Source organism: Amycolatopsis orientalis DSM 43388, from assembly GCF_000411975.1.
Classification (GTDB): domain Bacteria; phylum Actinomycetota; class Actinomycetes; order Mycobacteriales; family Pseudonocardiaceae; genus Amycolatopsis; species Amycolatopsis orientalis_D.
In genome coordinates, this window is record NZ_ASXG01000127.1 from 1 (window position 1) to 15,001 (window position 15,001).

Annotated in this window: 13 protein-coding genes and 1 tRNA gene; 10 read left to right on the forward strand and 4 right to left on the reverse strand. The window is 69.6% G+C overall.

Annotated features, from left to right (window positions below; all coding sequences use genetic code 11):
• The first annotated feature begins 35 nt into the window (after positions 1–35).
• Complete coding sequence (locus L942_RS26465) at positions 36–920, forward strand: SAM-dependent methyltransferase (RefSeq protein WP_037365612.1); 885 nt, start codon at positions 36–38, stop codon at positions 918–920.
• A 145-nt stretch (positions 921–1,065) separates the two neighbouring features.
• On the opposite strand, the gene L942_RS26470 is transcribed toward L942_RS26465, so the two are convergent.
• Both L942_RS26470 and L942_RS26475 read right to left on the reverse strand, forming a co-directional pair.
• A tRNA-Lys gene (locus tag L942_RS26470) sits at positions 1,066–1,138 on the reverse strand.
• A gap of 52 nt (positions 1,139–1,190) precedes the next feature.
• The gene (locus tag L942_RS26475; protein WP_037365615.1) at positions 1,191–2,279 is read right to left on the reverse strand and encodes an epoxide hydrolase family protein; all 1,089 of its coding nucleotides are present in this window, start codon (positions 2,277–2,279) and stop codon (positions 1,191–1,193) included.
• A 42-nt stretch (positions 2,280–2,321) separates the two neighbouring features.
• Between L942_RS26475 and L942_RS26480 the strand changes: the two genes are divergently transcribed.
• The gene (locus tag L942_RS26480) at positions 2,322–3,278 is read left to right on the forward strand and encodes a helix-turn-helix transcriptional regulator (RefSeq protein WP_200862923.1); all 957 of its coding nucleotides are present in this window, start codon (positions 2,322–2,324) and stop codon (positions 3,276–3,278) included.
• On the opposite strand, the gene L942_RS26485 is transcribed toward L942_RS26480, so the two are convergent.
• Positions 3,279–3,686 carry an acyl-CoA thioesterase gene (locus L942_RS26485; protein ID WP_037365514.1) on the reverse strand — a complete coding sequence of 136 codons (408 nt, stop codon included), beginning with the start codon at positions 3,684–3,686 and terminating at the stop codon, positions 3,279–3,281.
• Positions 3,680–4,960 (reverse strand): hydroxyacid-oxoacid transhydrogenase, encoded by a 1,281-nt coding sequence (locus L942_RS26490; RefSeq protein WP_051166253.1) that lies wholly within the window; start codon positions 4,958–4,960, stop codon positions 3,680–3,682. The genes L942_RS26485 and L942_RS26490 overlap by 7 nt, the downstream gene beginning before the upstream one ends.
• 123 nt (positions 4,961–5,083) lie before the next feature.
• On the opposite strand from L942_RS26490, the gene L942_RS26495 reads away from it, so the two are divergent.
• The 8 genes from L942_RS26495 (at position 5,084) to L942_RS26530 (ending at position 14,910) form a co-directional block, all read left to right on the forward strand.
• The gene (locus tag L942_RS26495) at positions 5,084–6,727 is read left to right on the forward strand and encodes a thiamine pyrophosphate-binding protein (RefSeq protein ID WP_037365515.1); all 1,644 of its coding nucleotides are present in this window, start codon (positions 5,084–5,086) and stop codon (positions 6,725–6,727) included.
• Positions 6,728–7,024: 297 nt separating this feature from the next.
• Positions 7,025–7,300, forward strand: a complete 276-nt coding sequence (locus L942_RS26500) for a hypothetical protein (RefSeq protein WP_037365518.1) — start codon at positions 7,025–7,027, stop codon at positions 7,298–7,300.
• Between the two features lie 210 nt (positions 7,301–7,510).
• A complete protein-coding gene (locus tag L942_RS26505) occupies positions 7,511–7,714 on the forward strand; it encodes a cold-shock protein (RefSeq protein WP_037365521.1) in 204 nt (67 codons plus the stop codon).
• Between the two features lie 180 nt (positions 7,715–7,894).
• Positions 7,895–8,116, forward strand: a complete 222-nt coding sequence (locus L942_RS26510) for a heavy-metal-associated domain-containing protein (protein WP_037365523.1) — start codon at positions 7,895–7,897, stop codon at positions 8,114–8,116.
• A gap of 144 nt (positions 8,117–8,260) precedes the next feature.
• A complete protein-coding gene (locus tag L942_RS26515) occupies positions 8,261–9,316 on the forward strand; it encodes an ATP-NAD kinase family protein (protein ID WP_037365525.1) in 1,056 nt (351 codons plus the stop codon).
• Positions 9,317–9,407: 91 nt separating this feature from the next.
• Positions 9,408–10,796: a hypothetical protein gene (locus tag L942_RS26520; RefSeq protein WP_037365527.1), complete on the forward strand. Its 1,389-nt coding sequence runs from the start codon at positions 9,408–9,410 to the stop codon at positions 10,794–10,796.
• A 29-nt stretch (positions 10,797–10,825) separates the two neighbouring features.
• On the forward strand, positions 10,826–11,758 hold the full coding sequence (locus L942_RS26525) for a glutamate ABC transporter substrate-binding protein (RefSeq protein ID WP_037365624.1): 933 nt from the start codon (positions 10,826–10,828) through the stop codon (positions 11,756–11,758).
• A gap of 692 nt (positions 11,759–12,450) precedes the next feature.
• A complete protein-coding gene (locus L942_RS26530; protein WP_037365627.1) occupies positions 12,451–14,910 on the forward strand; it encodes a serine/threonine-protein kinase in 2,460 nt (819 codons plus the stop codon).
• Positions 14,911–15,001 lie beyond the last annotated feature (91 nt).

Below are 15,001 nucleotides of genomic sequence, written 5' to 3' on the forward strand. Positions count from 1 at the left end.
ACAAGCACCAGAAGCGTTCCCCGGAGGTCCCAGCCATGAAAGAAGGTACCGCTATCAGCACCGGAGCCGACCGGACCGCGTTCGGCCCGATGGTCATCGTCGCCGCCGACCAGCACGAATCCCGGCCCCTGATCGATGACCCGTGGGCCCGCCGCCTCCTGCCCGCCAGCGCGCGGCTCGCCGTCGCGCTGACGAGATTTCGCCCCATCCGGCGCGCGCTGATCGCCGCGACGGAGAAGAAGATCCCCGGCCTGTGGGCCAGCATGCTGTGCCGCAAACGCTACTTCGACGACGCCCTCCGCGCGGCCCTCGGCGAGATCGACACCGTGGTCATCCTCGGCGCGGGCTTCGACACGCGCGCCTACCGCCTGCCCGCCCTCGCGGCGATCCCGGTTTACGAGGTCGACCTGCCGGCCAACATCGACCGAAAACGCGCCGCGCTCACCAAAGCACTCGGCCACGTCCCTGACCATGTGACGCTGGTGCCCGTCGACTTCGAAACCGAGAACCTCGCCGACACCCTCGCCCAACACGGCTACTCCTCCGGGCGCACTTTCTTCCTCTGGGAAGCCGTCACCCAGTACCTCACCGAAGCCGGGGTCCGCCGCACCTTCGACTTCCTGGCCACCGCCCCCGCGGGCAGCCACCTGGCGTTCACGTACATCCGCAAGGACTTCCTCGACGGCACGAACCTCTACGGCGCTGAGGCCGCCTACTCCGACTTCGTCGTCAAGCAGCAACTCTGGCGCTTCGGCATGACCCCGGACGAGGTCGGAGGCTTCCTCGCCGAATACGGGTGGCACGAGGGGGAACAAGCCGGACCCGAGGAGTTCCGCAGCCGTTATCTAGTGCCGGGCGGCCGCGATATCCCTGTTTCGGAGATCGAACGCTCCGTATGCGCCACTCGCGGGTGTCGATGACCCAGGTCAACTACCTGGAGCGGAAGGCGGTCGACCCGATCACGGCGAAGGCCCTCGAAGGGCTGCTGGATAACCGGTCGGCCCAAAACCGAGGAGCCGATCTTGACCGCAGGTCCGAGACAGGCCGCTGACCTGGAAGTTTGAGTGGGCCGCCTGGGGCTCGAACCCAGAACCTACGGATTAAAAGTCCGCAGCTCTACCAATTGAGCTAACGGCCCGCGCGCTCAGTCTAGCGGGCAGCACCCGGCCCCTCGCCGGGGCCCGGCGCCATCACCGCATCGACCGGACCTGCCTAACGAACCGAGTGAGGTCTGCTGCATACGCCTCTGGCTGGTCCATCGCGATGAAGTGGTGCCCAGCCGGGTTGTCGACCGGCCAGTGGACGATCTCCGACTCCCGCTCCGCCAGCCGACGGATCCCCGGCATCCCGCTGTACACCCCGGTCGGTGCCGACTTTTGCCCCCGCGGCCAGGCGAACCCGGTGCTCGAGTAGTACGGCCACGACGACGTCCCGAACGTCTCGGTGAACCAGTACACGCTCAGGTTCGTCAGGAACGCGTCCAGCATCTCGTCCAGCCCCCGCCCGCCCGCGGTGAACTCGTGGAACTTCTGCGCCATCCACGCCAGCGCGGCCACGGGCGAGTCGTTCCAGCCGTACGCGAACGTTTGCGGTGCGGTCCGCAGCAGGGCGTGGTGGTCGACGCCGTTCGTCCAGTCCTGGGACATCATCTCGGCGAACGCCAAGCGCTCCGCAGAGTCCAGCTCGGGCAAGTCGGCTTCGGTGGGAATCCCCAGGCCGGCGGTGACGTAGACGCCCAGCACCGGACCGACCCGCGCGACCTCCGGGGCGACGTATGCGCCGTAGTCCCCGCCCTGGACGACGTAGTCGCGGTATCCCAGGCGGCGCATCAGTTCGGCCCACGCGCGGGCCACGCGGGCGGCATCCCAGCCCGGGCCGGGGGCGGAGGAGAAGCCGAAGCCGGGCAGGGACGGGACCACGACGTGGAAGTCCGACAGGTGCTCGAGCAGGGCAGCAAACTCGACGAAGGAGTTCGGCCAGCCGTGCGTCAGCAAGACCGGCGTGGCGTCCGGCGCGGCGGACGGGACGTGCAGGAAGTGCAGGTCGACGCCGTCGATTTCGGTGCGGAACTGGGGAAACTCGTTGAGCCGGGCCTCGTGCGCGCGCCAGTCGTAGCCGGTGGCCCAGTAGGACGCGACCTCGCGCAGCCAGTCGATTGGGACGCCGCGGTCCCATCCATCGCCGGACAACGGGGACGGCCAGCGCGTTTGGGTGAGCCGGGCGCGCAGGTCGGCGATAGCGGCGTCGGAGATGTCGATGCGGAACGGGCGAATGGTCATGGCGAGGACGCTAGCGGCCATCTAGGCCAGATATGGTCCTAGATCGTGAGTGCGGCACGGTTGTTGCAGTTGCTGTCCCTGTTGCAGACGCCGAGGCAGTGGCCGGGCAGTGAGCTGGCGGAGCGGCTGGGCGTCGACGGCCGCACGGTGCGTCGGGACATCGAGCGGCTGCGTGACCTCGGGTACCCGGTCGAGGCGACGATGGGTGCGGAGGGCGGGTATCGCCTGGTCGCGGGCAGTGCGATGCCGCCGTTGCTGCTCGACGACGAGGAGGCGGTCGCGATCGCGGTCGGGTTGCGGATGGCGTCCGGGCACGCGGTGACCGGGATTGACGAGGCATCGGTGCGTGCGTTGACGAAGCTGGAACGGGTCCTGCCGTCTCGGCTGAGGCGTCGGGTGAGTGTGCTGAGCAGCGCGACGGTGCCGTTGCTGGGCAACGACGGGCCGCGGGTGGATCCGGAAGCGCTCACGGTCCTGGCTACCGCGATCGCGAACCGGGAGCGGCTGCGGTTCGGCTATCTCGCCAACGACGGCAAGGCGACAAAACGGCTGGTCGAGCCGCATCATCTGGCGTCGTCCGGCCGTCGCTGGTACCTGCTGGCGTTCGACGGCGACCGCGACGACTGGCGGGTCTTCCGGGTTGATCGCATTGAAAAACCGCAGGCCATCGGGACCCGGTTCGACCCGAGGGAACTGCCTGCCAAGGACCCGGCGGAGTACGTGACCAAGAAGCTGCACACCTCCCGTCCGACGCATCGGGCGGTGGTCACGGTGCACGCGCCGGCGGACGAGGTGGCGCGGATTTGGGGCGCGGCAAGCGAAGTGGCCGCGGTGGACGAACGCACCTGCCGCGTCGTCAGCCCGGCCGACACCCTCGAATGGCTGGCGTTCCGGCTGACCAGCCTCGGCCGCGAGTTCGAGGTGCACGAACCGCCCGAGCTGGCCGAGCACCTGCGCGAACTCGCCGGCCGGGCGCTGCGTGCGGTCCGTCCGGAGTAATCAGACAGCCAGTTCTGCCAACGATTCCCGCAGTTTGCCGGTCACTTCCACTGGCCGACGCGAATCGCGGTCCACGAAAACGTGCACGAAATGGCCCTCCGCCACCAAGGTTTCCGAGGCCGTGTACATCCCGATCTCATACCGCACGCTCGATCGGCCGAGGTGTGCCACCCGCAGCCCGATCCGCAGCGTGTCCGGGAACGAAACCGAAGCGTGGTAAGCACAACGCGATTCCACGCACAGCCCGATCACTGGCCCGGACTCGATGTCGAGACCGCCGCGTTCGATCAGCCAGGTGTTGATGACGGTGTCCATCAACGAGTAATGCACCACGTTGTTCACGTGGCCGTAGACGTCGTTGTCCTTCCAGCGCAAGGGAACCGTCTGCCAATGCGGATAGTTCACCACAGCTGCACCGAGTCCCGCAGAATTCCCGCCAGGTCCTCTTCGGACGGTTCGCGCGGCGCGGTGGCCAGCAACCGTTGCTGTTTCAGCGTTCCCTCCACCAGAGAGTCCACATCGGACTCGGCGTAGCCGACCGCGCCGATCCCGGCGGGCAGGCCGATTTCGCGCATCAGCGTGGTCAGCACGGCGGGCAGGTGATCGGCGAGGTCGCCGGGCCATTCGAAGTCCGGGGCCAGCAGCCGGGCGACCCGCTCGTGGCGTTCCGGGTTCGCGGCGAAGGTGAACCGGAACGCGGCGGGCGCGGTCAGCGAGACAGCCATGCCGTGCGGCACCATCGCTTCGTCGCCGGGATAGCCGTCGGGGTGGAAATCCCGGACCTGCCCGGCGATCGGGTACGCGTTGGCGTGCGGGATGTGCACGCCGGCGTTGCCGAAGCCGAGCCCGCCGAACGTCGCGGCCAGCGCCATCGCCTCGCGCGCGGCCATGTCCTCGCCGTCGCGGACCGCGGCGGGCAGCGCCCACGACAGCAGCTGCAGCGACTTCTCCGCGAACATGTCCGCCAGCGGGTTCGCCCCGCAGTACGGCACCCGTTCCTCCGGCCGCTTCCGGCCGAACTCGGTGTAGGGCTTGGCGGTGTAGCTCTCCGCGGCGTGGCACAGGATGTCCATCCCGCTCGCCGCGGTGACCCCGGCGGGCTGGCTGACCGTGAGCCGCGGGTCCACGACCGCGAGCGTCGGGCGCAGCCGCAGGTGGCTGATGCCGCTCTTCACCCGCAGCGACAGCACGTCCAGCACGCACACCGTGGTGCTTTCGGACCCGGTTCCGGTCGTCGTCGGCACCGCGACCAGCGGCTTCAGCGGGTTCGCCGGCGCGCGGCCGCCGCCGACCGGCGCGTTGACGTAGTCCATCAGCTCGCCGTCGTTGCTGGTCAGCAGGTTGGCGGCCTTCGCGGTGTCGATGCTGGAGCCGCCGCCGACCGCGACGAACGCGTCGTACGGGCCGGTGCCGCGGGCGAAGTCCACCGCCTTCTGCATGCTGACGTCGGTGGGTTCGACATGCACGCCGTCGAAGGTCTCGGCCGCGATCCCGTAGCCGCGGATGCCCTCGGCGATCCGCTCCGGCCAGCCGGTGGCGGCCACGACCGGGTCGGTCACCACGAGCACGCGCCGCGCGCCGAACTGGCTCAGGTCGTATCCGATCTCGTCGCTCGAGAAGCTTCCGTACTTGAGCGCCGGGGCCCCATAAGTGAAAATAGTCTCATGTTCGGCGGATGTCACGACGGCGTCCTCCCAACTGGTGGGCAGCGCGATCCGGCAATCGGCACAATCCCGCGGCGACTTTTCAAGATCACTTGACGCCGGTTCCCGGTGCCGCCCTAAGCTCTCCCCATTAGATACCAAGTGGGAACCACCGTCGCGCAAACGGCCGTACGCGTTTTGAACGAGGCCCGGGTCCGCCGGGTGTACGCGGTCGTCGGTGAGTCGTTCCTGGAATTGCTCGACGCGCTCCGCCGCGAGCGCGACGTCACGCTCGTTTCGGCCCGCCACGATTCGGGCGCGGCCTTCATGGCCGAGGCCGAGGGCAAGCTCACCGAACACCCCGCGGTGCTGCTCGGAAGCCGGGGCCCGAGCGCCGCGGCGCTGGTCATGGGCGTGCAGACGGCGTACCAGGACGAGACGCCGATGGTGGTGCTGCTCGAAACCCCGGCGCTCGACCCGGTGCTCACCGGCGAGGTCCCGGCGTCCGATTCGACCGCGATGTTCGAATCGATCGCCAAATGGTGCGTGCGCGCGGACGATCCCGACGACGTGCCGCATCTGCTCGCCGAAGGCCTCGCCCGGTGCCGCGAAGGACGGCCGGGCCCGGTCGTGATCGGCGTGCCGAGCGACGCCTGGGGCGTGCCGTACGACTCGGCCAAACCGGTGGCGAAGGTTCGCCCGCCGGCCACCGGAACGCTGGGCCGTTCGGCGGAAGCGGTAGCCGGGCTGGTGGACGAAGCGCGCTATCCGGTGGTCATCGTCGGCGGACGCGCGCGGTCGGCCCGGGACGAGCTGATCGCGGTGGCGGACGAGCTGGCGCTTCCGGTGTACAACGCCTTCCGCCGCCAAGACGCGTTCCCGGAGAACCACGCCCGCTACGCCGGACATCTCGGCCTCGGCATTCCGGCGCGCCAGCTTGACGCGCTCGAACGAGCGGACCTCGTGCTCGCGCTCGGCACGCAACTGGACGAAGTCACGACGCAAGGCTTCCGTTATCCGACTCCACAGCAGACGCTCGTCCTTGTCGGCACCGGTATCGACGAACAGCGCCGCCGCGGCCTGACGTTCCGTGTGGACACTGAGGTCGAGCCGTTCCTGAAGGAACTGCGTGCGATCGCTTCGCCGCGTACGCGCAGAGCGTCGGCCGCGAACGCTGCTGTGCACACCTTCATGACACCGCCGAACACAAGCGACAACACGCGCGTACATCCGGTCGACGTCGTGCGCGCGCTGCGAAAGCTCGCGCCCGAGGACACCATCGTTACGAGCGATGCGGGCAACTTCGCGCAGTTCATGCACCGCTACTGGTGTTTCACCGCTCCGCGCAGCCAGCTCGGTCCGAGCAACGCTGCGATGGGGTACGCGGTGCCAGCGGCCATAGCGGCCAAACTCGCCGAACCGCGGCGCGCTGTGGTCGCGATGGTCGGTGACGCGGGCACGCTCATGACCGGGCAAGAAATCGAGACCGCAGTGCGTTACCGCGCGCCGGTGATGGTGGTTGTGTTCCAGAACGGCTTGCACGGTCCACTCGCGATGCATCAAGCGCGTACGCACGGACGGCTGTCCGGAGTGACGATCCCGCTGACAGACTTCGCGTCGTGGGCGCGTGGGCTCGGCGCGGCCGGGTACACGGTGGACGATCGCGAGCGGCTCGAGCCGATCATCGCGAGCGCGCTGGTCCGGCAGCGGCCGTGTGTGATCGACGTCCGGACGGACCCGGATGTCGTCACCCCGGATGTTCGGCTGAGCACGCTTCTCGGGGCCCCGCGTCCGTCCGGGACCTGAAATCTTCCTGAGAACACAAGGAAACGCCGGGAATGTTCAGTAGCTGCCAGGGGTTGGCTCGGGTAGCCTGAAGGCGTTCCCGGGGTTCGGCATCCGGACCCGGTTCGCCCGGCGAGGTGCGGCTGGCGTTCGGTTGGGGAAATTCCCGGGGCGGATCCGTTCCCCGGCTCGGTTCGCGGCCGTTCGGCGCGTTTCAGGGGTGGGAACAACCGGTTTCGGCCGGATTTTGTCGGTGCCGGATGGCACCATCGCGGTCATCCCCCGCTCGGGGCGGGGAAGGAACGAGGGGAGTTCGTCATGGCCGACGAAAAGGACGGGAAATCCCGTACCGCAGGGGCGGCTGCTCGCGGCCGCGCCCGGTCCGCGCGGGCCGGTTCGCTGGTGTCCGTGGTGCGCGAGGAACCGGAGCAGGGCCAGGCCGCCGAGGTGCCCGCCCAGACCCGGTCCGGCGTCGTTCCGGTGCTGTTCAGCGCCAGTGCGGAGGCGCACGACGTAGCCGTGGTCGTGCCCGACCAGGGCGCCGACTGGCGTTCGCCGTTCGGCACGCCGCTTCGCCAAGCCAGCGGGGAGTGACGCGGTCTCGCGAACTGGGGTGAGTCGGGTTGTCCGCGACCGCTCCGCTGTGCTTTACTTTCCTTGGTCTCGATTTTTGTGTTCGTGGTAAAGCACGCTCGCAGAACTCAGCGGGCGTGGGCCGCCTCTCCGGAGAACGCATCTCGCCCGTGTCTGGGCCCAGGACGTCGGTCGGCTTCCTGTTTTGGTGTTATGTATGGAGATTGTTAGATGACTGAGGGCACCGTGAAGTGGTTCAACTCCGAGAAGGGGTTCGGCTTCATCACTCCCGACAACGGCGGCGGCGACGTCTTCGTGCACTACAGCGAGATCCAGGGCAACGGTTTCCGTACCCTCGAGGAGAACGCTCGCGTGCAGTTCGAGATCGGCCAGGGCCAGAAGGGCCCGCAGGCCACGTCGGTCAGCGTGATCTGACCTACGTCTGATCGCTAAGTCGCCACCACTCCCTCGCGGGGGTGGTGGCTTCTTTTGTCTCTGCCGCTTCCCGTCCGTCTCACGATGCGGATTGTGTTGCGCGGCAAGGCTTTGTGTGCCGCACCGGCCATTGTGGATCACCCGATCGTGACGCGTCCGGATGCTCGTAGGCTCGGCGGCATGAGCGAAAACACCTACCTCGTCACCGGGATGTCCTGCGGCCACTGCGCGCAGTCGGTCACCGAAGAACTGTCCGAGGTGCCCGGGGTCGAGAACGTGACCGTCGACGTCGAAACCGGACACGTGACGGTCCGCAGCGCCGAGCCCCTCGACGAGACCGCGGTCCGCGCCGCGGTCGAGGAAGCCGGATACACCTACGAAGGGCTTGCTTCCCTCGTCTGAACGACAGGTAGCCGCGCCGGAACCCAGGGTAGGCTCTGGCCGGCGTGGAGGCGCGGCCGATGCAACGTCCGTGCAACCCTTTCCTCCGCGCGGCCGGACGCGTGTGCTGGTCCCCTGGTGGCAGCAGACTGAGGGGGATGCTCGATGGGGGAAGTCGTTGCGGGGATCGTGGCGAACCCGGCGTCCGGACAGGACATCCGAAGACTCGTGACGCAGGCGTCGGCCGTTCCGGTCGAGGAGAAGGCCACCCTGGTGCGCCGGCTGCTGTCGGCGTTCGCGGTGACCGGCGTCGATCGCGCGCTGCTGTCCAGCGACCTCGGCGGCATCTCCGCCGCCGTGCTGCGCGATCTGGGCCGCGATCCGCTGCCCGAGGTGGATTTCTGCGACGAGGACACGCTCACCGGCACCGCGCAGGACACCGTCAACGCGGTGCGCCAGATGGTCGACGCCGGGGCCGGGGTGATCGTGTGTCTCGGCGGCGACGGCACCGCCCGGGTCGCCGCCAAGGCGTGCGGCGACGTTCCGTTGCTCGCGCTGCCGACTGGCACCAACAACGCGTTTCCGCAGGCGGGAGAGGCCACGGTGGCCGGGCTCGCCGCCGGGATGGTCGCGAGCGGGCAGGTCGACGCCGACCTCGTCACCCAGCGGGTCAGCATGCTCGAGGTCGTCACCAAAAATCGCCGCGAGATCGCGCTGGTGGACGTCGCGGTCTCGATGAACAAACACGTCGGCGCGAAGGCGCTCTGGGATCCGACCGCGCTCACCGAGCTGTATTGCACCTTCGCCGAGCCGGATGGCATTGGCCTGTCGAGCATTGCCGGACAACTGTGTCCGAGCTCTCGCTCTAGCGCGGAAGGCGTCGCGCTTCAGCTTGGCCCGGTGGACAGTTCCGCGTACGTGGTGCACGCCGCCATCGCGCCCGGAGTGGTGCGTCCAGTCGGCGTACGCGGCTGGGGCGTGCTGCGTCCCGGCGTACGCGTGGACCTTGCCGCAGGTGGCGGCGTTATCGCGGTCGACGGAGAACGCGAGCTGGAACTGAAAAACGGCGAAGGCGCGTACGTTGAACTGCGCGCCGACGGCCCGTGGTGCGTCGACGTACGCGCTGCGATGGCTGAAGCAGCAACCCAGGGGTTGCTCCGCAGTACCGCTACGAGCGGAACCGGCGAGAAAGGCCGAAGCCGCGGTCGGTGCGTCGGCTGAGATCACGTGCAGGTGACACCTTCTGGGTGTCGTGTGCTGCGGCTTGCCCGACCGGCTACCTTCTGCGAGTGGCACACGGGGAGGATCGGGGATGAGCAGCACTGCGACGCGGCCGGAAACGACTGCCGAGCCCCCACCGGAGGAATTTCGGGGCCGCAGCGGAATCGCCGGGCTGCTGGACCTGCCCGGCCAGGCGGTGCGCGCGGTCGTCAGATCCACGACCACCACGCCCGGCAAGCTCTCGCTGATCGCGGTCGCGCTGGTGCTGCTTTCGCTGGTGGCCGGTCTGGTGGGCGTGTTGTCCGTGAAGGACAAGGACAACACGATCAACGGCCTGATCGATCATCGCGAACCTCTCGCGGGGGCGGCGCAGCAGGTGTTCCGCTCGCTGTCGGACGCGGACGCGACCGCGGCCAGCGCCTTCCTTTCCGTCGGCACCGAACCGCCCGCGCTGCGGAAACGGTACGAGCAGGACATCGCCGAAGCGGGAGCCGCGCTCGCCCGCGCGGCGTCGGACACCACCGACGTCGGCGACGCCGCCCACCAGGTGGACATCCTGAACCAGAAGATCCCGGTCTACACCGGGATCGTCGAAACCGCGCGGGCGAACAACCGGCAGGGCTTCCCGTCCGGCGCTTCGTACCTGCGCGAGGCTTCGCAGCTGATGCGCACCACGATCCTTCCCGCCGCGGACGCGCTCTACAAAGCGCACACCCAGAAGCTTTCCGACGAGCAGGACAGCAGCAGCGACGTGCCGTGGGTGGCGGTCGCGCTGGTCGTGGTGCTCCTCGCGGCACTCGTGGCCGCGCAGATCTACCTGACCCGGCGGACGAACCGGGTGCTGAACATCGGACTGCTCGTGGCCACCGGCTGCATCGTGCTGTCGCTGCTGTGGGGCGCGGTAGCGCTCGTCGTGCAGGGCAGTCTCGTCGCGACCGGACGCACTGACGGCACGTCGCAGGTCGACATCCTGGTGCGCGCCCGCATCTACGCCCTGCAGGCGCGCGCGGACGAAACCCTCACGCTGGTCGCGCGCGGCGACGGCGGCGCGTACGAGCAGCAATTCATCAAGCTCGCCGAGAACCTCGTCGGGGCCGACGGCAAGGGCGGTCTGCTCGGGCAGGCGCGCGGCCTCGCGTCCGGCACCACGGGGGAGCAGAAGATCGAAGCGGCGGAACAGGCCGCGCGCGAATGGTCGCTGGCCCACCTTCAGGTCCGCCGCCTCGACGACGGCGGGCAGTACCAGGAGGCGGTCGACTTCGCGACGAGCGTCAGCCCGAACAGCGCCGCCGCCGCGTTCGCCCGGCTGGACACGAACCTCCAGGCCGCGATCGACGTCTGCCGGCAGGAATTCCTCGACAGCACGAGATCCGGCGACAACGCGCTCACCGCGCTCGCGGCGGGCGTCGGCGTGCTGGCGGTGCTCGCGGCGGGCGGCATCACAGTCGGCGTGCGAGAGAGACTGAGGGAGTACCGGTGATCCGGTCGCGGCACTTCGTCCGGACCACCGTGCTCGCGGTGGTCGCGCTTCTCGCCGCCGCCTGCGGGACGGCGGCGCAGCCGATGGAGGTCGCACCGGTCACCGACGCGGCTTGGCCCGCCCCGGCGGGCGTAGGCGGCCCGGACGCCGCGGCCGGAGGAGACTCCGACACCAGCTGCAACCCGCTGGTCAGCCTCGCGCCGAACGGCCTGGACACCTCCGGGCCCAGCCTGCAGAAGATCAAACAGCGCGGGAAGCTCATCGCGGGCGTCGACCAGACGACCTATCTGTTCGGCTTCCGGAATCCGAAGACCGGCAAGCTCGAAGGCTTCGACATCGACCTGGTCAACGAGATCGCCAAGCAGATTTTCGGTTCCGACGGGCACGTGCAGTACCGGGCGATCACGTCGTCGCAGCGGGAAACCGTGCTGAAGGAACACCAGGTCGACGTGGTGGTCCGGACCTACAGCATCACCTGCGCCCGCCGGAAGCAGGTGCAGTTCTCGTCGGTGTACTACGTGGCCGGGCAGAAGATCCTGGTGCCGAAGTCGTCGAACGCGCAGTCGCTGACCGACCTGGCCGGGAAACGCGTGTGCGCGGCGGCGAAGTCGACCTCGCTCGCGAAGATCGCGACCGACCCGGCCAAACCGGTCGCGGTGTCGGTGCCGAACTGGTCGGACTGCCTGGTGATGCTGCAGCAGGGCCAGGTCGACGCGGTGTCCACGGACGACACGATCCTGGCCGGCATGGCCGCGCAGGACCCGACGGTGAAGGTCGCGGGCGACCCCATGACGCAGGAGAATTACGGCGTCGGGATCCCGAAGGACGAGGAGGACCTGGTCCGCTTCGTGAACGCGGTGCTTGACAAGATCCGCGGCGACGGCACCTGGGCGAACAGTTACCAGAACTGGGTCGGCGCGCGGCTGGGACCGGCCAATCCGCCGTCCCCGCAATACGGGTGACCAGGCCGGTATCGCGGCGCCAGGACGGCGCAAGTTGTACTTTTTGAGCGGCAGGCTTGCCGCGGGGAGTTCGGGAGGTAGTTGTGTCGGAGGAGGCGCGCCGTCCTCGGCACGCAGCACCGGAGGGGGACGGCGACGAGGCGAAGGCCGCGGACCAGCCGTCCGGGCGGGGCGAGGCGGCCGACGCCTCGTGGACCCCGCCGCCGCCGGTGCGGTGGGACACCCCGGAACCGTCGGTGTCCGGGCGGCTCAACCCGGACGCGGATCCTGATGCGGAGACGTTGATCAGCGCTCCGGTGCAGCGGCCGCAGGGCGGGCAACCCGGCCAGCCCGGTCAGCAGGCTCAGCGGGGGCCGTCCGCCCCAGCCGCTCAGCCGGGACAGCCCGCTCCGGCAGGCCAGCCGGGCCAGGCCCAGCAGCCGAACCAGCCCGGGCAGCAGCCGCGAACGCAGGGCCGTCCGGCTCCGCGCGGCGGCCAGCAGATGCCGCCGCAAGGCCGTCCGCAGGGCCAGCCGCCGGCGCAAGGCCAGCCGTACCCGGGGCAGCCCGCGCCGCCGTCGCAGGGCCAGCCGTATCCGCCGCAGTCGCGCACCGGGCAGCGGCCGGTCCCGCCGAACCGTCCGCCGCAGGGGAACCGGGCGTCCCGGCCGCCGGAGAACCGCGCCGCCGGGCCGAACTCCGGCCCGATCCCGATGGGTGCCGCGGCGCCGGCCAAACCTCCCGCGGACGGAGGCGACGCCCCCACTCGTCCGCCGGGCGACCTCGCGCCGGTGATCCTGCCGCAGTCGAACCAGCCGGTGGCCCCGGTCGACCCGGCCGCGCCCATGCCGACCAGCGTGCTGGCCAACCCGACGCCGCACACCCAGAGCATCATGCCGCCGACCCCGCGGGTGGCCCCCGCCGACGGCGGCCCGCTGCCCGACCACGGCACGGACAGCGTCCTGCCGTCCGGCGGCAGCGAGGGACACGGCACCGGCTCCCAGGGCTCACAGGGTTCGCAAGGCACCGGCACCGGGACGGGCTCGTTCCCCGGCACCTCCCGGCGCACCGGCTCGCGCGGCACCCGCCGTTCCCGGCGCGGACGGCTCGGCGCGGGTCTCATCGACGTCCCGCCGGTGCCGTACCGCGATCCGTCGACCGCGGTGCTGGCGAACCCGGTCGTGGCCGAGGACAAGCGGTTCTGCGGCAACTGCAGCGCGAAGGTCGGCCGCGGCAAGGACGGTCAGCCGGGCGAACCCGAGGGCATCTGCGAAAAGTGCGGCACGCCGTTCTCGTTCGTGGCGAAGCTGAAGCCGAACGAGCTCGTCGGCGGCCAGTACGAAGTGCTGGGCGCGCTCGCTTACGGCGGCCTCGGCTGGATTTACCTGGCCAAGGACCACAACGTGTCCGACCGCTGGGTCGTGCTGAAGGGCTTGATCGACACCGGCGACTCCACCGCGATGGCCGCCGCGGCGAACGAGCAGCGGTTCCTCGCCGAGGTCGAGCACCCGAACATCGTCAAGATCCACAACTTCGTGCAGCATCCGGACCCGGAGACCGGCAACACGGTCGGCTACATCGTGATGGAGTACGTCGGCGGCCAGTCGCTGCGTCAGCTCGCGCTGCAGCACCACCGGGAGAGCAACCGGCCGGAGCCGCTGCCGATCGGCCAGGTCATCGCGTACGGCCTGGAGATCCTGCCCGCGCTCGGCTACCTGCACAGCCAGGGCCTGCTCTACTGCGACCTCAAGCCGGACAACGTCATCCAGACCCGCGAGCAGCTCAAGCTGATCGACCTCGGCGCGGTGCGGCGGATCGACGACTACGAGAGCCCGCTGTTCTTCACCACCGGCTACAGCGCGCCCGAGCTGGCTTCCCAGGGCGCGTCGGTGTCCTCGGACCTGTACACGGTCGGCCGGACGCTGGCCGTGCTGAGCTTCGAGTTCGCCGGCTACACCCGCGAGTACAAGAACACGCTGCCCGGACCGGACCAGGTGCCGCTGTTCGCACTGTTCGGGTCGTACTACCGGTTCCTCAAGCGCGCCACGCACGCGGATCCGGACCGCCGGTTCATCGCCGCGGACGACATGGCCGACCAGCTGACCGGCGTGCTGCGCGAGATCATGGCGCTCGGCACCGGCCAGCCGCGTCCGGCCGCGTCGACCGTGTTCGGGCCGGAGAGCCGGACCTTCGGCGTCCACCTGGTGGTGCCGGAGCAGGGCGAGCGGGTGCCGTTGCCCGATGCCGCCGAGGTCGTCGCCGGGCTGCCGATTCCGCAGGTCGACACGGACGACCCGGCTGCCGGGGTGCTCGCGACGACGACCGCGCTGGATCCGCACGAGGCGATCGAGGCGCTGGCTACCGCGCCTCGGGAGTCGATCGAGGTGCGGTTGCGGATCGTGCGGGCCCGGATCGAACTGGGCGAGTTCGTGGAGGCGCAGCGGCAGTTGCAGGCGGCGCAGTACCTGGCGATCCGGCACGGATTCCCGCACGACTGGCGGATTGACTGGTACCGCGGGTTGATCGAGCTGGCCGGCGGCCGGCCGCGGGTGGCGCACGTGGCGTTCGACGCGGTTTACGACGACCTGCCGGGGGAGATCGCACCCAAGCTGGCGCTGGCGGTGAGCGCGGAGGGCGTCGGGGACTACTTCGGGGCAGCCCGGTTCTACGAGCTGGTTTGGCGGACCGACCGGACGTACGTGAGTGCTGCGTTCGGGCTGGCTCGCGTGTATCTCGCGCAGGGAGCGCGGGCGAGTGCGGTGGAGGTGCTGGAAGGGGTTCCGGCCACTTCGACGCATTACGTGGACGCGCAGGTCGCCGCGATCAAGATCAAGACTCGGGCGCAGGGAGCGGGTGCGGGGGAGCAGCCGGCCGTGACCGAGGGGGACCTGGTGGACGCGTCGGGACGGTTGGAGCGGCTCAACCTGGATGCTGAGCGGCATACGCGGCTCAGCGCGGAGGTTCTTGAGGCGGCTTACGACTGGTTGAAGGTGCCTGGGCAGGGCAAGTCGGCGTCGAATGCCAAGGTGCTGGGGTGTGCGCTGGAGGAGCGGGACGTTCGGTTCGGGCTGGAGCGGTGTTATCGGTCTTTGGCTCGGCTCGCGGATGACGCTGGGGAGCGGATCGCGTTGGTGGATCGGGCCAATGCGATTCGGCCTCGGACGCTTACCTGAGGTTTTCGGCTCGTCGCCCTGGCGGGCGACATTGCTGTGGTGAGTGCGTGGGGCACCCCGAAGTTTGATTGTGCTGACGGGCGGTGGGTGC

Bases quoted from the DNA above. Each gene is read 5' to 3' on its own strand.
- L942_RS26515 (WP_037365525.1), top strand. From the start codon at position 8,261: ATGGGGGAAGTCGTTGCGGGGATCGTGGCGAACCCGGCGTCCGGACAG.
- L942_RS26520 (WP_037365527.1), top strand. From the start codon at position 9,408: ATGAGCAGCACTGCGACGCGGCCGGAAACGACTGCCGAGCCCCCACCG.
- L942_RS26475 (WP_037365615.1), bottom strand. From the start codon at position 2,279: ATGACCATTCGCCCGTTCCGCATCGACATCTCCGACGCCGCTATCGCC.
- L942_RS26510 (WP_037365523.1), top strand. From the start codon at position 7,895: ATGAGCGAAAACACCTACCTCGTCACCGGGATGTCCTGCGGCCACTGC.
- L942_RS26500 (WP_037365518.1), top strand. From the start codon at position 7,025: ATGGCCGACGAAAAGGACGGGAAATCCCGTACCGCAGGGGCGGCTGCT.
- L942_RS26465 (WP_037365612.1), top strand. From the start codon at position 36: ATGAAAGAAGGTACCGCTATCAGCACCGGAGCCGACCGGACCGCGTTC.
- L942_RS26505 (WP_037365521.1), top strand. From the start codon at position 7,511: ATGACTGAGGGCACCGTGAAGTGGTTCAACTCCGAGAAGGGGTTCGGC.
- L942_RS26530 (WP_037365627.1), top strand. From the start codon at position 12,451: ATGGGTGCCGCGGCGCCGGCCAAACCTCCCGCGGACGGAGGCGACGCC.